Here is a 20,195-nt window from a genome sequence, read left to right as displayed (position 1 = left end):
TCCTCGGGAGAGATCCGATCCACCCCGCACCACTTCGATCCTCATGACCGCCTCCACCGACACCATCACGCTGTGGCGCCCTGTCGGCCCGAAGGAGCTCGCTTTGATCGAGGCCTCCGGCATGCGCGCATTTCCGCCGCGGCTGCCCGAACAACCGATCTTCTATCCCGTGCTGACCGAGGACTACGCGGTGAAGATCGCGCGCGACTGGAACGTTCCGGCGAGCGGCAGCGGCCATGTGCTGCGGTTCGAGGTGTTGCGCGACTTCATCGATCGCTATCAGGTGCAAGAGGCCGGCGGGCGCGACCATCTTGAGTACTGGATTCCGAGCGAGCATCTCGCTGAGTTCAACGCCGCCATCGTCGGGCTGATCGTCTGCGTCAAAAGTTTTCCTTGAAACAACCGGACTTCCGCTGACGTGCGAACACCGCACGTCCGTGGTTCTCCTGAGAAGAACGAAGTTCCAGCATCTCTTCTGCTTTTGTTCGGCTCATCCTCTAAGCAGCCGCTCGCTTTTCATGCAACCAATGAGCAGACGACGATGGAAGACTTGCGAGTTCCACCGACGATCGTCGCGCAACTTTGCGACCAGGCGAGCGACAACGCGAGACATCGTAGGCACCTCTTACGGCGAGACATGCGACACGTGTCACAGCAAGTTCCACTCAGCGGATCTTCGGGATCAATTCTGCCGGGGGATCACGCATAGCATGATGATCAGCAGGTGAAGCCGGCCGCTGACGCACCTCTTCGTGGTCGATGCTCCCGCCCCTCGCACGCCGCACACAACCGCAAGACGAGCAAATCTCGTTCGGTAAAATTGTCAAGCCGCCGGCTGCGTGACGCGCCTCACGCACCCCGAAGCGCAAAGCCCCCGGCAAACCACGGCCATTGTCATAAACTTTTGGTTGTGATACGAAAATCGGATCTTGGAGCGTGACAACGGATTTTTCAGCCCCGAATTTGTTTGTTCGTTTCCGATGATGATTGGCGCATGTCAACCGGCTCATTTGGCGAGTGATGTGCAGCCATGTGACATGCCATCTGCAGACGATTGCCGAGACAATGCTGCAGGCTCCGTCACTGTAGGCGCACGGCCCTGAAACCATCCGCGTCGAAAGAAAGCCCCGGACCCCATGTCCGGGGCTTTTGACGTTCGAGGTCGCAGCTCCGCATCCATCTCGATTTGTCATCGCGCGGAGCCGGAACGGATCGCCCTCGTTGCGCATCATCATGGCCGATGACACGCGATGATCTCAACTGCCGCTCGTGCAACGCCGGCCTGCAGCCTCGAGCTTCACTCCCGACGCGGTGTTGCCGGTGACAAGCGATGCCCGGCCTGCCACGTCGTACTGGAAACGGTGGACGGCGCGACGGAGGTCGCGTACCGCCTCGCGGTCGTCCCGGAGCGGATTTTCGATCCGCGCTGACCGCATGGAGGGCGGCCCATTCGGGTCGCAACGCGCCCGCGTAAAACCCGATCTGACCTGTTATTTGCAACCCTTGATTTGACGCAAGGCGCGCGTGCAAGTTGCCGGCTATTATACCAATGTCATTGCCGAACTGCCCTCGCCGGGAAGCTACGACGTTGACGGAGCCTCGGACCGCGGCGGTCCGAGGCTCGCTTACTCGCGGAGACATGACCGGACACGAAGTTCGCCTCGGCTTCGGCGCATCCGTGGTGCCAAGGCGGCATACTCTCGCGCACCCGCAACAACTAACAGCCGCCGCATCCGTCGACCGTATTTTACCGGAATTGATCCAGGGGGGTTTTCCGCTTCCATTTACGCCGCGTTCATCAAACCCAGCGGCCTGGGGCGGCCAGGGCTCACCGGTTTTGGCAATGCCGCTCTATTTCTTTCGTATCCGTAACGGCCACTTCTCAGGCGCGTCCGAGTATGGGACCGAGTGTGCCGATCGCAACGCCGCCTGGAAAGAGATGACCACTGTCTGCGCCGACATGGCCAGCAGCATCTCGCGCAAGCTCGCGGAGAACTCCGAGTGGCAGATGGAGCTGCTCGACGAGACGCGGCAGCCGGTGTTTCGCATCCGCATCGTGGCCGAGTCGCTGGATCAGGCCTGAGCCTGCTCTGCGCGGCAATCTCCATCAGGGGTCGAAAACGATCCCAAAACTACAACCCTAGATCGCAAAAGACAGGCCATTGCCTGTCATTTCGGCAGGCACTCTTGATCTAGATCAAGTAGGCAGGGTCCCTGCTGGCCGACACTTAAATTTGTATGGGTAATCTGATCTTCAAATGTCCGCGAACCGGAATGAACGTGCAGCATTGGCTGGAAGAGCCGAAGCCGGGCGATCCTGCATGCGCGTATGAAACCGTGGTCTGCAAGGCCTGCACGCGGCTTCACTTCATCAACCGCGACACCCGAAAGCTGCTTGGCGAGCGGGAATAAGCGGCTCGTGGCGGCTCAATCCGCGCTCGGCAATCGCCGCATCGTGAATTCGATTGCCCCGTCCGGGAGTTCGCGCCAGCTTTCCACGGCGCTCATATAGCCGGCCTTGGGATAGCGCGTCAGGTAGTCGCGCGCCTTGGCTCGCGCGGCCTCACGCGGCAGGGTGAAGGTGTCGCGCACGTAACCGTCCGGCTTCCGGCGCCGGGCCGCCAACCGGCTGGCAATGTCCCGCGGGCGCAACCCCATCGACGAACTCCAACACGTTGCACCCCGTCAATATAGACGAGGCTGCACGGAATCCGAGTCCGATCGTCATCGTTCCCGCTCTGCGAGCGGGGCGCCGCCTCCCCGGGCCAAGCGTCAGTTGGTGCTGGCGCCGGTCTTCGGCTTTTTCGCCGCAGTCGTCTTCACCGGAGGCGTGGTTTTCGGCGGCTCGGCGGTGCGCACATTGCCCCAGGGATCGGAAGCTGTCTTGGCGTCCGGGATCTTGCGCATGGTGTCCCTGTAGGCCCTGTCCCGCGCAGCCTCGGCCTCTTTCTCCTCCGGGGTCTTGGAAGGACCGTCGGCGAGAAGGTTGATGTTCGGCATCTGCGCCATTGCCGGCACGGCCCAGCACGTCAGCACGGCGACCGTCATCGTCACGATCAGCTTCTTCATTTGGTTACTCCCCGGTATTGGCCGCCTTATACCATTGCGCCGCCCTGCGCCAAGTCTCAGGCGCGTGTTGTCCCAGCGGTCCAGGGACCTCCCTGCCCCCGGGGAACGACGAGCCCGAGCCGTCACTGCAGCGGCGGCCGCGCATGTGAGGCCCACCATCAGCTCGACAGCGGGCCGCACAAGACCGGTCCGGGGCGAAGCCTGACGAGGCTATCGCATCGCGCTGTTGCCCTGCCGGCATTCAGCATAGGCTCCCAACTCCGGCCTTTTCAAGCCGCCGGATCGCGGCAAACCGCCCGGACCGCTGCGTCCGAGACTCGCGCTCCGATAACAAGACTGGCATCGAAACTGGAGGACGCTCGCTCGTGCCGAACGACACACCGGACTTCACCCTCGATCAGGCGCGGCGCCTGCTGGATGACGTGTTCGCCCCCTGGATCAAGGATCTTGCGCTGGTCGTCGAGGACATCGCGCCCTCCGCGCAGGGCGAGCCGGGCGCCATCCTGCGCCTGCCGTTCTCGCCGCGTCTGTGCCGCGACAACGGCGTCGTCTGCGGGCAGGCGCTGATGGCCTTTGCCGACACCGCCACGGTCATCGCGATGGTCAGCGCGAGCGGAGGCTATCGGCCGATGACCACGGTCGACCAGACCACGCACTTCATGCGCGCGGCCTCCTCCTCCGACGTGTTGGCCGATGCGCGTGTCGTCCGGCTCGGCCGCACGATGGGCTTCGGCCGGGTCACGTTGACGAGCGCCGCCGACGGCAAGCCGGTTGCAATGGTGTCGAGCGCCTTTGCGATGCTCTGAGCCCGCAAAGCCACGGGAGTTTAACGAAGCGTAAAGATGAGGGGCCGGTCTTGGTCGATCCGATTCATCGCGATGAAACCCGGGCCTGATTTATTTTATGCGCTTTTGACGCGAAAGGTGATCCCATTCGGCATCGGGTTGCAGGCGATGAGCGAGACAGATGAAAAACGAATTGCACCCCGTCATCGGGTGCTGAAGCAAGGCAGGCTGGCGTTCGACGGCGGCGGCGCGGTCGATTGCATGGTCCGCAACATGTCGGATACCGGCGCGCGCGTCGAGGTGGTCAGCCCGGTCGGCCTGCCCGAAGCCTTCACGCTGGTGATCCCGGCGGACAGGTTCACGCGCCGTGGCCACGCCGTGTGGAGCCACGACAAGCGGATCGGCATCGCTTTCGATTGACCGGAATACCTGGCGATTGGACCTGTCGCGCATGGCGGGCCGGCGGCGCTCCTTTGGAGCTTGGGAGCGAGCGCGCCATAAAAGCGGCCGCCTCCAGAGCGGCCGCTTTTGGTCGACTTAGTAGCCGCGCCGGGTCGGATAGTTCGAAGGACCCCGCCCGTAGCCACCACCATAGCCACCGCCGATGCCGATCCCGATGCTGACCGGCGGCACCACCCGCACCGGCGGTCCATAATAGTCCCGCGGCGGCGGTGGCGGCGGCGCGTAGACCACCACATCATCGGGGTCACGGCGCGACGGGCGGCTGGCGCGCTTCGGCGGATCCTCGTCGCGTTTCCTGACCGGCTTCTCCTCGACACGCTTGGGCGTATCGGACTTGCGCGCCGGCGGCGTCTGCGAGCACGGACAGGTCGGACCGGCGGCAGCATTCGCCGGCACCAGCGGCGTTGCGGGGACCACCGCGGGGATGGCGGCATTTGCCGCCGCGACCACCGGCGTCACGACCGGACGGTTGCGCAAGCGCTCGATCAGCTTGCGTGCGGTGGGCGTGAGGTCGCTCTCCGGAAAGCGATCGAGAAAGCCCTGATAGGACGCGACGGTGTTGATCAGCACGGCCTCGTTCCACGCGGCCATGCGATTGTGCAGATCGAGCCATTGCCGCGCCTGCGGGCCATAGGGCGGCGCAGTGTAGAGCGTGACGAACGCCTCATAAGCTTCGACACTGCCGTCGCCGACGATGATCTCATTGGCGGTCTCAATCGGCTTGCCTTGCAGGCTGCGCTTCCATTCGTCGACGCTGCGCTTGGCGATCACCGGCCGCGGCCCGGCATTGGCGGCGCTTGCATCGCTCGCGGCCACGAAGCGGAAATCCTCCGTGAGCGAGGACGAATCCCACGGCGTCTGCCGTCCTTCCGTCGCCTTGTTGACGGCGACGCGCACCCGCTTGAACGCCTCCTCGATCGGCAGGCCGGGCTCGCGTGCCGCCTGCAGCAGCGCGGTGGTGTAGGGACTGTTGGCGCCATTGCCGTCCTCAGCCTCAGCGCCCGGCGAGGTCGAGTAGGACAGGAACGTGCCCGGCGCGCCGCTCTTGGTGTCGAGCAACGCAAGGCCGCGGCCGGCGCTCTGGTTGATGGCCGGGAAAGGATTGTTGCGGCAGGCATCGAGCAGCAGGATGCGCATCCGGCTCGGCACCGCGTTGAGCGTGTTGAGAACATCGTTAAGGCGCACCGCCTGTAGCGGAATATCGGCCTCGCGGCGCGGATCGACATCAACAGGCACCAGATAGTTCTCGCCGTCGATCTGCAGCCCGTGGCCGGCATAGAACACCAGCGCTACCGTATCGGCCCCCTTGCTCGCGATCTTCGCGGCAAAATCTCCGACCTCGCGGTTCAGATCCTTCTGTGAGAGATCGGCGGCCGTGGTCACCTCGAAGCCCGACTCTCCCAGCATTTTGGCCATCGCGTTGGCGTCGTTCGCCGGATTCGGCAGCGGCGTCACTGACCGATAGGCCGACTGTCCGATCACTAGCGCCAGCCGGCTGCTCTCGGCCGAGGCTGGCGCCAGGCCGGCAAGCAGGCCGCCCGCAATCAATGCGGCCCTGAAAGCGTGGCGAAACATGGCGATCTCCAATCTGCTGCTGACGTGCCAGTTGGTCGGGCCGGTTCGCGACCCGGTTCATTGCAGAAGCAAGTACTACACGCCTGGCGCGGCTGGATCTGTGCTGCTCGGCACATTGGAAACGGAATTGGACATCGTTGCTGCACAGGACTCCCGCGGTGTTGCCGCGATCGCCTCATAGCTTCCGCGCCGCATGGCGGCGGGGTGACAATGCGGCGGACGGCAACATTGGCAGGGCTGCTCGCAGCTCTGCTCCTCTCGGGCTGCGCCGCAGACAGCCAATCGCGGCTGCCGGCCTTCATGCGCGTGCGGGCACCCGAGCCTCCGCCGCCCGAAGCTCCCCCGGATGTCGGGCGTCTCGTCCGCAAGAACCTCGACATGATCTTCGTCGCCACGACGCAACCGCGCGATCTCGAGGCCACTGCCCCGCAGCGCACGGAACGTGGCGATGCATGGACGGCCTGCGTCCGCGCGGAGATCATTTCGGTCACCGGCGCTCCGCTCCGGCGCCAGACCTACCGGCTGACGATCCGGCAGGATGAGATCATCGACCGCCGGCGCGCCGCCGGCCAGGACTGTGTTTCCGAAAATTTCACCGCTGTCCTACCAACAAAGTGATTCAACTCCTGGCTGATGATGCGCGATGCAATCGACCGCAGCGGATCAAGTCGCGAGAGACGCGGGAACCCGCTACCTCCCGGGCAGCGAAGCGTTAGTTATTAGCTAACGCAAGCGCGAAACCGAGGAGCGCACGACTGGCTCAAATTTAACGATTCTTGCGCAACATTGCGGTCAGCTAACGCCGGGAATGACCACTGGATCTGGTTCTTCATGAACGTTCACCTCGTCGGAGACGATTCGGCCAAGCTTGCTTTGCTGCGCGGGATGCTGGCCGAGCGCTGCTCTCTCACGACCGAGCTGATCGGTGAGGCCGACATCAAGGGCGGCGACATCGATGCGATCGTCGTGGCCGCTGATCTGCGCGACGTCGACAACATCACGGCCCTGAAGGAAATCTCCGACCGGCTCGCGCGTATTCCGCGCCGCATCTTCCTGACCAATCACAAATCGCGCCTGTCCACGGTGCAGGCCTACGCGCTCGGCGCCACGACCGTTCTCTCGGCCACACCGAGCCGCAATCAACTACTCAGCAAGCTGCTCGATGCACGCCCCCATTCACCGGCGAAGAGCGTCGCCACGGACGACCGGCAGGCCGCGTTCAGCGGAGCCTCCTGCATCGCCTCGATGTTCGCCGCCGTGCTGAGCGGCGCCGAGATCGATGTCGACGAGACGCGGCGCGCCGGCAAGCGGATTGCCGACTGCATCGCCGAGAACGGCCTGTCCGACTGGCTCGCCACCGTCCGCCGCCATCATGAAGGCACCTATCAGCACTGCCTGCTCGTCACCGGCATCACCGTCGATTTCGGTCTGAGCCTTGGCGTTCACAGCTCCGATCTGGAGCGGCTCTACATGGCCGCGATGTTTCACGACATCGGCAAGGCCAAGATTCCGCTCGCCATCCTCGACAAGCCCGGCCGCCTCGATGTCGCGGAACGCGCGCTGGTCGAGACCCATCCGGCGGCGGGCTACGATGCGCTGAAGGGCAATGCGGCGATCACCGAGGAGGTGCTCAAGGCGGTTCGTCACCACCACGAATTCCTCGACGGCAGCGGCTATCCCGACGGGCTGATGGCCAACAACATTCCGGATCTGACGCGCATCCTCACCATCTCCGACATCTTCTCGGCGCTGATCGAATATCGCAGCTACAAGCCGGTGATGGCCCGCGACAAGGCGTACGAGATCCTCCAGAGCATGGAGGGCAAGCTCGAGAAGCCGCTGATCGGCGCCTTCCGCGATGTCGCGCTGATCCGCTGATCGCGCGTCGAGCTCGTGGTGAATGCGGCGTTAAGCCGGCCGGATCAATTTGAGCCGATCGGCAAGGCCTCTCTTGTCAGCTTTGCGCTACCATTCGACCGGGCTGCGTGACGACAGGCGCAGCAAGGGGACGTCGGGACGTGGCCGAGATCATCGATCGCTCATTTGCACATCCGCCATCCATGGCGGAGCAGCGACGCGCCGAAGCGGGCATGCCGGCGCCAGCCCAGCGATTGGTCCCTCTGGACGCTGTCCTGGCGCAAGCCTGGCAGGACTTGGCCGGCCGCACGCTGGAGCCGAACGGCTATTACCTGCCCGGCTGGGAGCGCGCAGTGAACGCCTCCGCGCGCGGCCGCACCGGCAACTCGGCGCTGTGCGCCTGGAGCGACGAACAGCCATCGCGCCTCACCGGACTGATGCCGATCACCTCACTGTGGCGGGCCTGCAAGCTGCCGCTGCCCGCGCTTGCCAGCGGCCATCCCTATGGCACGCTGTGCACGCCGCTGCTCGATCGCGACGATGCGGAGCGGGCCGCAGGAGGTCTGCTCGACGTCGCAAGACAAACGCCCGCCCGCGCGATCCTGCTGCGCGACATGTCGGTCGCAGGCCCGGTGATGCAGGCATTCGAGACCGTGCTTCGCCGCGACGGCCTGCGTCCGCGCCTGCTGCAATCCTATGAGCGCGCCTGCCTCGATGCGAGCGGCGATGGCGAGGCGGTGCTGCAGGATGCGCTCGGCACCAAGAAGCTGAAGGAGCTGCGCCGGCTGCGTCACCGGCTGGCCGAGCATGGCGAGGTCCGCTTCGATGTCGCGCGCGCGCCTCACGAGGTGGCCGCCGCGCTCGAGACCTTCCTGACGCTGGAGGCCAGCGGCTGGAAGGGACGCCGCGGCACCGCGCTGATCCAAAACGCCGGCGACGCGGCCTTCATCCGGCGCGCCGCCCCCGATCTCGCCGAGCAAGGCGCCTGCGAGATCATCAGCCTCCTGGTCGGCGACGCCGCGATCGCCGCTGGCGTCGTGCTACGTCACCAGGGCCGCGCCTTCTTCTTCAAGCTCGGCGTCGACGAGCGCTTCGCGAGATATTCGCCCGGGGTCCAACTCACCTTGGACTTGACGCGTCATCTCTGCAGCGATCCCGCGATCACCTCTGCGGATTCCACCGCGGGTCCGGACCATCCCATGATCAATCCGATCTGGCGCGGCCGGCTCGCGATCGGCGACGTGCTGATCCCGCTTTATCCGCGCGATCCGATCGCCGAGCTCATCCATTCCGCGCTCATCGTCCACCGCGAGAGCGTGGCGCTCGCGCGGCGGGCAGTCCATACGATGCGCGCCGTCGGCAAGAACCGGACGGCTACTCCGCAGCCTCGGCATTGACCTCCGCCGACACCTGCCGGATCGCGCGCGCCAGCATCTGCGGATCCTGCGCGCCGGAGACGGCATATTTCTGCGCGAACACGTAGGTCGGCACGCCGGAGATGCCCTTCTCGGCCGCCTCCTGCGCTTGCGCCGACACCCGCGCCACGTCTTCCTCGCTCGCCAGCATCTTGCGCACGACGGCCGGATCGAGACCGCAATCCGCCGCGGCCTGCACCAGCACCTCGGTGTCGGTGAGATCGCCGCCGTCGCGGAAGTACAATTCCATCAGACGCTGCTTCATCTCCGGCGCCTTTCCGATCTGGCCGGCCCAGTGGATCAGGCGATGGCAGTCGGTCGTGTTGGGCTGGCGCGCGACCTTGTCGGGACGGTAGCTCAGCCCCTCCTCCTCCGCCGCCGCGACCACGCGGCCCGCGATGCCCTTGTAGGCTTCGACCGAGCCGAACTTGGTCGTCAGATACTGCTCGCGGCTGATGCCTTCGCGCGGCACCCAGGGATTGAGGAAGAACGGCCGGTAGTTCAGCTCCACCGGCACGTCCGGCACCAGCTTCAGCGCCTCCTCGATGCGATGCTTGCCGATGTAGCACCAGGGACAGACGACGTCGGAGACAACGTCGATGATCAGCGGCTTCAGGCTCATGCGCGTCGCTCCGGTTCGCTTGGCGTTGCGCCCAAGATGAGCCTGTGCCACGCCAGCACAAGCGGGAGTCACAGCGAGGTAACCATCTCCTTCAGCCTGGCGGCGGTGAGGTCGTCGGCCGGAAAGAAGGTCTCCAGCGCCAGCTCCGACAGCGTGATGTCCACGGGCGTGCCGAACACCATCGTGGTCGAGAAGAAGTTTAGCACGTCCGTCCCTACCCGCAGGCGCAACGGGATCGCGACGCTGTCAGCCGACAGCGGCGCCGATCGGGCCGGGATCGGATAGGATTTCAGCTCCTCATAGAGCTTCAGCAGCTCGGCATCCGCCGTCGCCTCGCACTGCCGGTGCAGGCGCTCCAGCAGATGTCCGCTCCATTCGGCGAGGTTGACGGTGCGCGTCGCCAGGCCGTCCGGATGCAACGCCACGCGCACCACGTTGAGCGGCGGCGCCAGCAGCCGCTCCGCAACACCTGTCAGCAGCGGCGCGATCATCCGGTTGGCCGCCACCAGGTTCCAGTGCCGGTCGACGGCGACCGCCGGGTTCGGCTCGTGCGCCTTGAGCACGAGCATCATCGCCTCGCGGGCCGGCTTCAGCGCCGGATCCTCCAGCGGTCGCTGCTGGAACGCCGGCGCGTAGCCCGCGGCGACCAGCAGCACGTTGCGTTCACGCAGGGGCACGTCCAATCGCTCCGCCAGTTTGAGGACCATGTCGCGCGACGGCGCGGCGCGGCCGGTCTCCACGAAGCTCAGATGCCGCGCCGAGATCTCGGCATCGAGCGCCAGATCGAGCTGCGACAGATGCCGGCGCTGCCGCCATTGCCGCAGATGCTCTCCGACATGAACGGGTTTGGCGCGGTCGGCGCGCGCCGAAGCGAGCTGTGTCATGAGCCAAGGCCTATCACGCAGACGTCAGCGCCTCCATGATCTCAGAGGTAATCGAACTGCCTCCCGCGGGCAGCCATCCTCTGCACCACAGGAGATGACCATGAGCAGGCAGCAAAGTCCCGAGACCTTCGCTTTCAACACGGCCCGCCGCTGGCTGGCCGACCTCGTGACGACGCTGCTGGCGCGCTCGCTCAACCTGCCGGAGCCGCTGCTGCACGCCACGGGCAGCCTCGTCGTCGCGCAGGTCACCGAGATCGAGACCCGGGCGGCACGCTCGCTGTGCCCGAGGCGCCTGCGCCGTCGTCTCCTCGCCTGGTTCCGTTGAACCGCCCCCAAACCGAAGGAGACCGACATGATTGCCTCGTCCACCCTGCTCCGCCGCGCCCTGATCGCCGATGCCGTGTTCAGCGGCGTGGCCGGCCTCGCGCTGACCTTCGACGCCTCGCCGCTGGCGGCGCTCATGCAACTGCCTGATGCGCTGCTGCGCGAGACCGGGCTGTTCCTGATCGTCTATGCCTGCTTCGTCGGCTGGCTCGGCTCGCGCGCGCTGGCGCCAAAGCCGCTGATCCTGCTGGTCATCGCCGGTAATGCGGCCTGGACCGTCGGCAGCATCGCGCTGCTGTTCTCCGGCCTCGTCACGCCGAACGTGCTCGGCGAGATCTTCGTCGCGGCCCAGGCGGTGGGGACCGGCGTGTTCGCCGAGCTGCAATATATGGGCTTGCGCCGCAGCTCCAGAGCAGTCCCGGCCTGAGCCGTTGGTGTCGATCAGGCCGCCTTTGCGCGGCTGGTCACAGTCTTGACGGTGGACTTGGTCTTCACCCGCTTGCCGACGGTCGCGCCCGGCCGTCGGCTCTTCGCCTTGCCGCGCGGCTTCGCCTCGCCACCGGTCGAAGCCTTCGTCTTCGCGCGCGGCTTGGCCTTCACCGTCCCTTTTGCTGGCTTGTCGGATGTCTTCTTGGACTTCTTGGCGGCCTTGCGCTCGTCCTTGCGCTCGTCCCTGGCCTTCTGCTTGGCGCGCTCGGCGCGTGCCTCGAGCTTCTTCTTGGCCCGCTTCTTCTCGCAGGCGTCGCATTTGCAGCCGATCGGCTTCAGATAGGCTTTGAAGTAGTCGGTGCCGTAGTCGTAGTTGATCTCCTCGCCCGGCTCGATGTTCTTGATGGCGCGGATGAAGATCTTCTTCTTGCGCGGCTTGACGTCGGACTCCGCGTTCGGCTTGCAGGAATGATTGATGTAGCGGGCGACGTTCTCGCGAATCGAGCCGTCGATGGTCCAGCGGTTGTCGAGCTCGAACAGATATTTGTTCTCGATCGCGTCGTCCTCCGCCTTCTTCGAATCCAGGAGCGGTCCGAAGTAGCGGATGATCTTGCTGCCCTTCTTGATCGGCTGGGTGGCGAACAGACCGAGCCCCGTCTTGGAGCGGCCGATGCGATAGGGTTTGGTCGAGGGAATGACGGGCATGATCTGTGAGAAGAGATGGACCTCGCGAGGCCGTCGTTCTAGGATAATTTCGTGGCGCTGTCAGGTGTTTCCCTGCACCGTTTCGCGCCGTCCCCAGTTTGCAGCATCTTGCGCGCAAGTTCCGGCGATCACGGGCCACCGCATGTCCGAATCCTTCAGTCATCGCGCGACGGTCCGAATCGGTGCGGCGCTCCTGCTCTGCTGGACCTGGCTCAATCCTGCCCGCGCGGAGACCGTCGCCAGCGCCTACACCTCCGCGGCCGAAAAGGACTGCCGCACGATCGGCAAGCCGGACAATGACAGCTCGACGCAGAGCTGCCCGGGCAAGGACGGACTTATCGTGCTGGTCACCGAAGGTGATCTTCGCCAGACCGTGTCGGTGGGGCGCACCATCAGCGCCGCCGCCAAGGAGCCTGCCGCGCAGACCTGGTTCGGCCCGTTCAACTCCGCCGGCAAGACCATCGAATGGCGCATGGCCGACGGCAAGCCGTTCGCGATCATCCAGCGCTGGCAGATCGCCGACAATGACGACCAGGGCAAGAAGGGGCCGAAGGACAAGCCGCTTCTGGTGGTGACGCGGCTGCCGCCGGGACCGGTGTGCCACGTCGCCTATGTCGATGCGGCCGCCAATGCCAACGCCAACGAGCTGGCGCGGCAGGCGGCCGATGCGAGCGCGCGGAGCTTCGCCTGTGGCAAGGACAAGGTGAAGGTCTTGGGCACGCGCGGCCGCGCGATCGATCTCGCTTTGCCCTAGCCTGTGCTGCCTGCGCGTCTGTCCTTGATGCGATGATAGCGCGCGAGCAGCCGCTCGCCCTTCGCGGCAATCTTGCGTGCGGCGGCGACCGTTCGCGGCACCGGCTCGCCCCAGGCATGCGCCGAGAGCGCGAGCCGGGTCGGCCGTCCCTTGGCGTCGAGCAGCGGCGGCAGCGGATCGCGGCCATAGAAGCGCACCGCCCAGCTGCCCTTGCGCCGCATGTCCTGCGGAGTCATCTCCGAGACCTTCTTGCTGACGCCCGGCCTCAGATGCGCGCCCTCGCGTTCGGCGAACGCTTGGCGTCCCGCCGCGGTCAGGCCGCCGCGTGGATCCTTCTCGCGCTTGCGCTTGGCCGTCTTGCGCGGCTTCGCCTTGCGCGGTGCGGACCGCGTCTTGGCCGAGGATGCCGCGCGCGTCTTGCTTGCGGCCTTCTTGGTCGTGACCTTCTTGGTCGTGGCCTTTGCAGCCGACCGCTTGCGGCCGCTGGTCTTGGTCTTGCCCGCCTTCTTGGCCGCGACGCGCATGTTGTCGACCAGATTGGGATAGGGCCGGCCGGCGCGGCGGGCGCGGGCCTTGGCCGTGGCCTTCTCGGCGGATGTCAGATGGGTGGAGGCCTTGCCGGCGCGCTTGCGCGGATTGGCCTTGCTCCAGGGAGCGCGGGGTGATCGTGCCATGCGTGATCAACGCATGATCCCCGCGCCGGTTTCCGGTGCGACGACCTACGCGCCCGGCGGCAGCCTCGGCACGGTGGCCCGCAACATCGCATCGAGCAGCGAATCGGCCGTCGTGCCCGCGGGCGAGCGGCGCAGGATGTCGGCGAGCCGGCCGTCGAGCAGCAGCATCGTATAGCCATGGACCAGCGACCACGCGCGAGCGATCGCCGCAGCCTGATCGATCGACAGCTCCTCTCCGCCGGCCTGCCCTTCGCTGCGCGCGGCCACCGAGCCCGCCAGACCGGCGAACGAGGCCTCCGCCGCGTCGTGCAGCGAGGGGCGCGAATAGTCGAGCCGCTCGGTGCGGAACATCAGCCCGTACATGCCGGGATTGGCCTGCGCATAGGCCACATAGGCATGCGCCCGCGCCATCGCGCGCTCGATCAGCGTGCCTGGCTGCTCGCCCGCCGCCTTCATCGCGGCGTTGAAGCGCGTGAAGCCGATCGCCGCGAGCTCGCTGACGAGGCCGGTGAGATCCTTGAAATGATGCGTCGGCGCCGCATGCGACACGCCCGCCTCGCGCGCCACGGCACGCAAGGTGAGGCCGGCGAGCCCATCGCGCTCCAGCACGCGCTCGGCGGCTTCCAGCAACGCATCGCGCAGCGCGCCATGATGATACGGCGTCGCCGCTTCGCCTGTCGGCCTGCCCGCCGTGCGCGGCCGCGCTCTCGCTCCCGAGGCTGCGGCGCGTCGCGGTTGTGCACGAGCCTGTTCTGTCTTGGTCGTCATGAGCCTCCTTATACAGACAATTTTGACAGCGTAAAGATTCGGCTTGACCGGCCTGCAGCCACCCGATAGGTTTATCTTTACATCGTAAAGATAAACCGGAGGAACGGCCATGAGCGACGGCTTTGAGATGACGGCACCACAGACCCGCAACAACATCGGGCCGATCCCGTTCGAATGCGACGCGCCCATCCTGACGATCACCGGCGAGCTGCCGCGTGAGCTCAATGGCACGCTCTATCGCAACGGCCCCAACCCGCAGTTCTCTTCGCCCGGCGCGCATTGGTTCGTCGGCGACGGCATGCTGCACGCCTTCCATCTCGAGAACGGCCGCGCCTCCTATCGCAATCGCTGGGTCCGCACGCCGAAATTCGAGGCCGAGCGCAAGGCTGGCCGCGCGCTGTTCGGCGGCTTCGGCCGCAAGCTGCCCGACGCGCCGGAGGACGTCACCGATGGCGGCGTCGCCAACACCAACATCATTGCGCATGCGGGCAGGCTGCTCGCGCTCGAGGAGGCGCATCTGCCAACCGAGATCGAGCCCGGCACGCTGGCGACAACCGGCTACCAGGATTTCGGCGGCCGCCTGCGCGGCGCCTTCACCGCGCATCCGAAAACGGATCCGTTGACCGGCGAGCTGCTGTTCTTCGGCTACAACGCGGCGGGCCCGCTGACGCCGGCGCTGTCCTACGGCACCATCGACGCCGCCGGCCAACTGACGCGCCTCAATCGTTTCGAGGCGCCCTATGCCAGCATGGTGCATGACTTCATCGTCACCGCGAACCACGTCCTGTTTCCGATCCTCCCGCTCACCGGCAGCATGCAGCGCGCGATGTCCGGCAAGCCGCCTTATGCGTGGGAGCCGGACAAGGGCGCCTATGTTGGTGTGATGAAGCGGAGCGGCGACATCAAGGACATCGTCTGGTTTCGCGGTGACGCCTGCTACGTCTTTCACATCATGAACGCCTGGGACGACGGCGGCCGCATCGTCGCCGACGTGATGCAGTTCGACGAGCCGCCGCTGTTTCCACATCCCGATGGCCGCCCCACCGATCCCACGAAGTCGCGCGCGCGGCTGGGCCGCTGGAGCTTCGATCTCGACGGCGGCAGCGACCGCTTCACGCAAACCTATCTGGACGATCTCACCGGCGAATTCCCGCGCATCGACGACCGCCGTGCCGGGCTCGTGAGCGGCCATGGCTGGTACGCCTGCGCCAATCCGCGTGGCCCGCTGTTCGGCGCACTCTCCGGCCTCGCCCATGTCGACGGCGCCGGCACTCGCCGCGGCACCTATTGGCTGCCGGACGGCGACAGCCTGTCTGAGCCGGTGTTCGTGCCGTGCAGCCATGACGCCGCCGAAGGCTGTGGCTGGCTGCTCACCGTGGTCTGGCGCGCCGGGACGAACACCTCCGACCTCGCGGTGTTCAACGCGACCGACATCGGCAGCGGACCAACCGCGCTGGTGCATCTCGGCCACCGCGTGCCCGACGGCTTCCACGGCAACTGGGTCGGCGCGGCCTGACACGGCGCTGCGACGACCATCTCCGCGACACACCCGCCATCGCCGAACACATCGGAGACATCCATGCGACACGCCTTGATCGAGCTGTGCACCGACTTCCTCTCGGCCATCGTCTTTTTCGTGCTCACCCTCGCCACCGGCAGCGCGGCGCTGGGAAGCGCGCTCGCGATTGCGGTGGCGATCGGACAGCTCGTCCATGCGCGAATGCAGGGCCGGCCGCTCAACGTCATGACCCAGGCGAGCCTCGCATTGGTGGTTGTGCTCGGCGCGATCACGCTGCTCACCGACGACCCGCGCTTCATGTTCGCCAAGCCGGCGATCGGCCATTTCGCGGTCGGGCTCATCATGCTCAAGCGTGGCTGGATGCTGCGCTATGTGCCGCCGATCGTGACCGACAACATCCCGGGCGCGGTCACCGTCGCCGGCTATGCCTGGGCCGCGCTGATGTTCGCCCTCGGCCTCGGCACCATCGCCGTGGCCCTGACCGGCGATCTGAAGCTGTGGGCGCTGTACATCTCGGTCGTGGCGGTCGGCGCCAAGATCGCGGCCTTCGCGATCCAGTTCGTCACCTTCCGCGTACTCGTCCGGCGTCGCATCCGTGCCGCCCGGCTCGCGGCCGGTGGCCAGGCTGGGCTGCTCGGCCTCCAGCTGCTTTAGGGATGGCTGGAGGCCATCCTGCGCCGGATCCTTTGCGCACGGACGGCCAACGCAGAGCGCCGGACGCACGGTTGGCGTGCCGGCGCCCGAATTGCTTGTAAGCAATTGAAATAAAACAGTCATACCTCGCTTCTCACAACATTTTGACACCGTCAAGATTCGCTTGACCCGGCGCGCTGCTCCCCGTACACATCTTTCCATTGTAAAGATGGGTTCGGGAGGAGCCACCGATGACGATCTTCCTCATCCTCGCGCCCTACGGCGTCTACGCGGCGCTGATGATGGTGGTCTCGGCCACGCTCAGCCTGGCGGTGGCGACCGCGCTGTGCCTGGCGGTGGTGGCGCTCGACGTCATCAAGGGGCGGTCGGTCAAGATTCTCGGGCTCGGCTCGGCGATCGTGTTCGCGGCCGTAGCAGCCTACCTCCAGCTGGTCGAGCCGGAGATGAGCGCCTCGGCGGTGCGGCTCGCGGTCGACTGCGGCATTTTCGCGCTGTCGCTCGGCTCGATGCTGCTGCGCATGCCGTTCACCCTGCAATATGCGATCGAGGCCGTGCCGCCGGAAACCGCGGCGATTCCCGGTTTTCTGCGCGCCAATTACGTCATCAGCGGCGCCTGGACGGCGTCTGCGCTGCTGATGATCGTCGGCAACCTGATGACGCTGTACGTCCCCGGCCTGCCCTATTGGACCGGCCTCGCCATTGCCTTCGCCGCCCGCAACAGTGCACTTTATTTCACGCGCTGGTATCCTGAGTATCGTAAGACGAAAGACATCGCCGCGCAGACTGCTGCCGCAATGTCCGGCCAGGATTCGTGACGGTTTGGTCCCAGGGAGACGTGCGTGAAAGACGTGTTTACGAAGCTGACGGCCGATTTCCTCTCTGCCGCCGTCTTCTTCATCCTCTACATCGCCACCGATGACGTCGTGCTGGCCACCGCGGCCGCGGTTGGCGTCGCCATCGTCCAGGTGGTCTGGGCCCGCATCAAGGGCGTCAGCCTCAGCTTCATGGCCTATGCCAGCGTCGCGCTCGTGATCGTGCTCGGCGGCGTGACGCTGCTGACCAACGATCCCCGCTTCATGTTCGCCAAGCCCGCGATCGGCCATTTCGCCATCGGCCTCGTCATGCTCAAGCGCGGCTGGATGCTGCGCTACGTGCCGCCGATCGTCGCGGAGACCATTCCGGAATATGTCACCGTCGCCGGCTACGCCTGGGCGGCGCTGATGTTCGCGCTCGGGCTCGGCACCGTCGCGGTCGCCATGACCGGCGACATCAAGCTGTGGGTGCTCTACATCACCGTGGTTGCCGGCGGCGCCAAGGTCGCCGCCTTCGCCCTGCAGTTCATCGCCTTCCGCTTCGTCGTCGCCAACCGCCTGCGCGCCGCCAGGGCTTGAACAAGGGCCTGATCGCCGCATTGGGCTTATGCGCCAAGATGCGCTATAGGGGCGCCCGAAGGCCCGCTCGAAGGCTGCTTCGCGGCGGGGGATGGCAACGCCAGGAGAACGATCGATGGCTGTGGACGGCAACTGGAATCTGACCCTGAACACGCCGATGGGCGAGCGCAGCGCGACGTTGAGCCTGACAAGCTCCGGCTCGACGCTGACCGGCACCCAGGCGGCGGAAGGCGATTCCGCCGAGATCTTCGACGGCACCGTCAACGGCGACGACGTCGCCTGGAAGGTCTCGATCACCAGCCCGATGCCGCTGACCCTCGACTTCAAGGGCAAGGTCGCCGGCGACACGATCTCGGGCGAGATGGGCATCGGCTTCATGGGCAGCTTCCCGTTCACCGGCGCCCGCGGCTGAGCATCATTCTGTAGGGTGGGCAAAGGCGCGCCAAGCTGCCTGATGAAGGGCGAGATGGCATCCGCGCCGTGCCCACCATTCCCTCCGAATGCGCAGACAGACGGTGGGCACACGACCGCCCTTTCGGGCGGCCGCTTTGCCCACCCTACAGCGCCACGTCCTCTGCCGTCGTCCCGGCCTGCGAGCCGGGCCCATCCCCCCAGGGAGCGGTTCGAGGCAGGCTGGTGACTAGCTTTTTGCCCATCACATCCGCCGCGGCGTATGGGTCCCGGCTCGCGGCCGGGACGACACCGTTTTTTGCCGCGGCAGCCCCGCTTCACATTTCAAACAGCCTGGACAAGCGTCCGCGACCTCGCGGCTGATAACGCCCGAGGGATGCATCGTCATGCCCCTCGACAACGCAAAGGGCGCAGGGAAGGCCAGGCGTCGGCTGACGCCTGCGGCCCGCCTGCGAGAAAGAATGCAGGCGGCAGGTACCACAGGTGCAGCCGAGAAACGCCCGGCCTTCCCTGCGCGATGGTTTTTCCGGTTATACGCAGTCGCCCTGGTGCGCCGGCGTGTTGGCCACCATGCCGCGGCAATGCTTGCGCATTGCGCGGGAGACACCAGCTTCGGGGTGTCAGGCCGCTGCGACTTCCCGTCCGCGCCGAGCCGTTCGTCCGCGCATCGCTTCAGGACACGCTGCGGCTCGATCATGGCCATCGCTCCCCGCCCCGCGTGTCGTGACGATCGCGCGCAACGCCCCTTGCATGGGACGGGATGGCGAGAGAAAAACACGATTTCCGGAAAATAGCAAGATAATTATTTTTTTCCGAGTGCAGGATTAAGGAGACGCTGAAGATCTCGGCTCGAGGCGGACAGCTCCGCGGACGTCCCACTCTCTCCTCCGTCATTCCGGGGCGTGCGCAGCACGAGCCCGGACTCCGTCCTGCGGCGGACTGCGCGGCGAAGTGGATTCCGGGCTCGCCGCGCAGCGCGCGTCGCCCCGGACTGACGGCGGAGTCTGGAGCCGCTGTGGGGGCCAGATGCCGCGTCACGGCCGCATGCCGCGTTCAGAACCAGATCTGCATCGGCACGCCATGGGCATCGCGGACGGGCTCGCCCTCCGGCACGCAGCCTACGCAGTCGCGGGCGGCGAGCGCGACGGCGCAGGCGTCGAGCACGTCGTCGGGCTTGGCGCCGGTGCCCAGGCGGGCCCGGGTCAGCCAATCGCCGATGCCGGAGAAGCCTGCCGCGGCTAACAGGTCGCGCCGCAGCCGGGCGCCCTGCTCCGTCTTCTTCGACGGCAGCGGCGCGCCGTTGAGGCGCAGGAACACCAGCTCGGGATGCGCCTCGCGGACATCGAGGTCGCGATGCGCGCGGACGAAGGCGTCGACCTCCATGATCTTGCGGCCGAGATGCCAGAGCTGGCGCGAGGCGCGCGGCTGGCCGCGACGCGTGGCTTCGAGGTTGGCTTCGTCGGGATCGCTGTAGTCCTCCCACAGCCAGCGGCGCGCGCCCGTGAAGACGCGGGAGCGATGCGGCGCGAGTTTTTCGCGCGCGAGCTTGTCACAGGCGCGGGTGCCGTCGGCGGTCATGCCGACGGGGATGTCGATGAAGGCGCGGGTGAACGTAGATGCGAGCGCGGTGGTGACGTCGGCGGGGAAAGCGACGTCGCGGTTGTCGCCTTCGATCGACACAGCGACCCAGCCGCGCGAGAAGCCGTCGAGGCCGATGAAGCGTTGGGGATGCATTGCGTTCAACTCCCAATGCGCCGGTCGGCCTTGCCTCTTCTTGCTGGCACCGTGAACTCATTCACTCGGCGTCGGAGCCGAGCTGCCCACCACGATGGCAGTGCGCTCCCCTCCCCCTTGCGGGGAGGGGTCGGGGGTGGGGGTCTCCGGGCGCTGAACTTCG

26 protein-coding genes are annotated in these 20,195 nt (G+C 66.2%); 17 read left to right on the top strand and 9 right to left on the bottom strand.

Translation table 11 applies throughout. The annotated features are described in order from the left end of the window. The first annotated feature begins 43 nt into the window (after positions 1-43). From ACVILH_RS18105 to ACVILH_RS18095, 3 genes are all read left to right on the top strand, one after another. The gene (locus ACVILH_RS18105) at positions 44-397 is read left to right on the top strand and encodes an ADP-ribosylation/crystallin J1 (protein WP_456714092.1); all 354 of its coding nucleotides are present in this window, start codon (positions 44-46) and stop codon (positions 395-397) included. Positions 398-1,843: 1,446 nt separating this feature from the next. Then, positions 1,844-2,083 carry a DUF6894 family protein gene (locus ACVILH_RS18100; RefSeq protein ID WP_015665825.1) on the top strand — a complete coding sequence of 80 codons (240 nt, stop codon included), beginning with the start codon at positions 1,844-1,846 and terminating at the stop codon, positions 2,081-2,083. Between the two features lie 191 nt (positions 2,084-2,274). Continuing rightward, positions 2,275-2,412 (top strand): hypothetical protein, encoded by a 138-nt coding sequence (locus tag ACVILH_RS18095; RefSeq protein ID WP_172114324.1) that lies wholly within the window; start codon positions 2,275-2,277, stop codon positions 2,410-2,412. Between the two features lie 15 nt (positions 2,413-2,427). Here the strand turns inward: ACVILH_RS18095 and ACVILH_RS18090 are convergent, their stop codons facing one another. Together ACVILH_RS18090 and ACVILH_RS18085 are read right to left on the bottom strand one after the other, a co-directional pair. Further along, positions 2,428-2,658: a hypothetical protein gene (locus ACVILH_RS18090; RefSeq protein ID WP_456714091.1), complete on the bottom strand. Its 231-nt coding sequence runs from the start codon at positions 2,656-2,658 to the stop codon at positions 2,428-2,430. A 114-nt stretch (positions 2,659-2,772) separates the two neighbouring features. Continuing rightward, complete coding sequence (locus ACVILH_RS18085; protein WP_456714090.1) at positions 2,773-3,069, bottom strand: hypothetical protein; 297 nt, start codon at positions 3,067-3,069, stop codon at positions 2,773-2,775. 365 nt (positions 3,070-3,434) lie between these two features. Here ACVILH_RS18085 and ACVILH_RS18080 point away from each other — a divergent pair, with 365 nt between their 5' ends. Together ACVILH_RS18080 and ACVILH_RS18075 are read left to right on the top strand one after the other, a co-directional pair. Continuing rightward, positions 3,435-3,875, top strand: coding sequence for a PaaI family thioesterase (locus ACVILH_RS18080; RefSeq protein ID WP_456714089.1), 441 nt, complete (start codon positions 3,435-3,437; stop codon positions 3,873-3,875). Positions 3,876-4,022: 147 nt separating this feature from the next. Then, positions 4,023-4,274, top strand: coding sequence for a PilZ domain-containing protein (locus tag ACVILH_RS18075; protein WP_006610151.1), 252 nt, complete (start codon positions 4,023-4,025; stop codon positions 4,272-4,274). Positions 4,275-4,391: 117 nt separating this feature from the next. Here the strand turns inward: ACVILH_RS18075 and ACVILH_RS18070 are convergent, their stop codons facing one another. Beyond that, positions 4,392-5,891, bottom strand: a complete 1,500-nt coding sequence (locus tag ACVILH_RS18070; protein WP_456714088.1) for a caspase family protein — start codon at positions 5,889-5,891, stop codon at positions 4,392-4,394. On the opposite strand from ACVILH_RS18070, the gene ACVILH_RS18065 reads away from it, so the two are divergent. The 4 genes from ACVILH_RS18065 (at position 5,890) to ACVILH_RS18050 (ending at position 9,145) form a co-directional block, all read left to right on the top strand. Beyond that, positions 5,890-6,072, top strand: coding sequence for a hypothetical protein (locus ACVILH_RS18065; protein WP_456714087.1), 183 nt, complete (start codon positions 5,890-5,892; stop codon positions 6,070-6,072). The genes ACVILH_RS18070 and ACVILH_RS18065 overlap by 2 nt on opposite strands. Before the next feature lie 47 nt (positions 6,073-6,119). Then, the gene (locus tag ACVILH_RS18060) at positions 6,120-6,509 is read left to right on the top strand and encodes a hypothetical protein (RefSeq protein WP_456714086.1); all 390 of its coding nucleotides are present in this window, start codon (positions 6,120-6,122) and stop codon (positions 6,507-6,509) included. A 213-nt stretch (positions 6,510-6,722) separates the two neighbouring features. Continuing rightward, the gene (locus ACVILH_RS18055; protein ID WP_456714085.1) at positions 6,723-7,769 is read left to right on the top strand and encodes an HD-GYP domain-containing protein; all 1,047 of its coding nucleotides are present in this window, start codon (positions 6,723-6,725) and stop codon (positions 7,767-7,769) included. Positions 7,770-7,951: 182 nt separating this feature from the next. Continuing rightward, on the top strand, positions 7,952-9,145 hold the full coding sequence (locus tag ACVILH_RS18050; protein WP_456717016.1) for a GNAT family N-acetyltransferase: 1,194 nt from the start codon (positions 7,952-7,954) through the stop codon (positions 9,143-9,145). Here ACVILH_RS18050 and ACVILH_RS18045 read toward each other — a convergent pair. Continuing rightward, positions 9,123-9,785 (bottom strand): DsbA family oxidoreductase, encoded by a 663-nt coding sequence (locus ACVILH_RS18045; protein ID WP_456714084.1) that lies wholly within the window; start codon positions 9,783-9,785, stop codon positions 9,123-9,125. The two genes, ACVILH_RS18050 and ACVILH_RS18045, sit on opposite strands and share 23 nt — an antisense overlap. Positions 9,786-9,853: 68 nt before the next feature. Then, positions 9,854-10,669, bottom strand: a complete 816-nt coding sequence (locus ACVILH_RS18040; protein ID WP_456714083.1) for a helix-turn-helix domain-containing protein — start codon at positions 10,667-10,669, stop codon at positions 9,854-9,856. A gap of 100 nt (positions 10,670-10,769) precedes the next feature. On the opposite strand from ACVILH_RS18040, the gene ACVILH_RS18035 reads away from it, so the two are divergent. Both ACVILH_RS18035 and ACVILH_RS18030 read left to right on the top strand, forming a co-directional pair. After that, the gene (locus ACVILH_RS18035; protein ID WP_456714082.1) at positions 10,770-10,994 is read left to right on the top strand and encodes a hypothetical protein; all 225 of its coding nucleotides are present in this window, start codon (positions 10,770-10,772) and stop codon (positions 10,992-10,994) included. 27 nt (positions 10,995-11,021) lie between these two features. Continuing rightward, complete coding sequence (locus tag ACVILH_RS18030) at positions 11,022-11,420, top strand: hypothetical protein (protein ID WP_456714081.1); 399 nt, start codon at positions 11,022-11,024, stop codon at positions 11,418-11,420. A gap of 14 nt (positions 11,421-11,434) precedes the next feature. On the opposite strand, the gene ACVILH_RS18025 is transcribed toward ACVILH_RS18030, so the two are convergent. Continuing rightward, positions 11,435-12,127 (bottom strand): SET domain-containing protein, encoded by a 693-nt coding sequence (locus ACVILH_RS18025; protein ID WP_456714080.1) that lies wholly within the window; start codon positions 12,125-12,127, stop codon positions 11,435-11,437. Positions 12,128-12,269: 142 nt separating this feature from the next. Between ACVILH_RS18025 and ACVILH_RS18020 the strand changes: the two genes are divergently transcribed. Further along, positions 12,270-12,881, top strand: a complete 612-nt coding sequence (locus ACVILH_RS18020) for a hypothetical protein (RefSeq protein WP_456714079.1) — start codon at positions 12,270-12,272, stop codon at positions 12,879-12,881. On the opposite strand, the gene ACVILH_RS18015 is transcribed toward ACVILH_RS18020, so the two are convergent. After that, positions 12,878-13,555, bottom strand: a complete 678-nt coding sequence (locus tag ACVILH_RS18015) for a DUF6321 domain-containing protein (protein WP_456714078.1) — start codon at positions 13,553-13,555, stop codon at positions 12,878-12,880. The genes ACVILH_RS18020 and ACVILH_RS18015 overlap by 4 nt on opposite strands. Positions 13,556-13,600: 45 nt before the next feature. Then, positions 13,601-14,323 carry a TetR/AcrR family transcriptional regulator gene (locus ACVILH_RS18010; protein ID WP_456714077.1) on the bottom strand — a complete coding sequence of 241 codons (723 nt, stop codon included), beginning with the start codon at positions 14,321-14,323 and terminating at the stop codon, positions 13,601-13,603. 109 nt (positions 14,324-14,432) lie between these two features. Here ACVILH_RS18010 and ACVILH_RS18005 point away from each other — a divergent pair, with 109 nt between their 5' ends. The 5 genes from ACVILH_RS18005 (at position 14,433) to ACVILH_RS17985 (ending at position 18,299) form a co-directional block, all read left to right on the top strand. Then, complete coding sequence (locus ACVILH_RS18005; RefSeq protein WP_456714076.1) at positions 14,433-15,839, top strand: carotenoid oxygenase family protein; 1,407 nt, start codon at positions 14,433-14,435, stop codon at positions 15,837-15,839. A 63-nt stretch (positions 15,840-15,902) separates the two neighbouring features. After that, entirely contained in the window at positions 15,903-16,496 is a 594-nt protein-coding gene (locus ACVILH_RS18000) for a septation protein IspZ (RefSeq protein ID WP_456714075.1), read from the top strand. Between the two features lie 230 nt (positions 16,497-16,726). After that, positions 16,727-17,311, top strand: coding sequence for a hypothetical protein (locus ACVILH_RS17995; protein WP_456714074.1), 585 nt, complete (start codon positions 16,727-16,729; stop codon positions 17,309-17,311). Positions 17,312-17,335: 24 nt separating this feature from the next. Then, positions 17,336-17,887, top strand: coding sequence for an inner membrane-spanning protein YciB (locus tag ACVILH_RS17990; RefSeq protein WP_456714073.1), 552 nt, complete (start codon positions 17,336-17,338; stop codon positions 17,885-17,887). 115 nt (positions 17,888-18,002) lie between these two features. Continuing rightward, positions 18,003-18,299 carry a hypothetical protein gene (locus ACVILH_RS17985; RefSeq protein ID WP_012028651.1) on the top strand — a complete coding sequence of 99 codons (297 nt, stop codon included), beginning with the start codon at positions 18,003-18,005 and terminating at the stop codon, positions 18,297-18,299. A gap of 1,052 nt (positions 18,300-19,351) precedes the next feature. Here ACVILH_RS17985 and ACVILH_RS17980 read toward each other — a convergent pair. Beyond that, on the bottom strand, positions 19,352-20,032 hold the full coding sequence (locus tag ACVILH_RS17980) for a DUF429 domain-containing protein (protein WP_456714072.1): 681 nt from the start codon (positions 20,030-20,032) through the stop codon (positions 19,352-19,354). Positions 20,033-20,195 lie beyond the last annotated feature (163 nt).

The sequence above is a fragment of the Bradyrhizobium sp. USDA 4353 genome (genome assembly GCF_054063215.1).
This window is presented reverse-complemented; position numbering and strand designations above follow the sequence as displayed.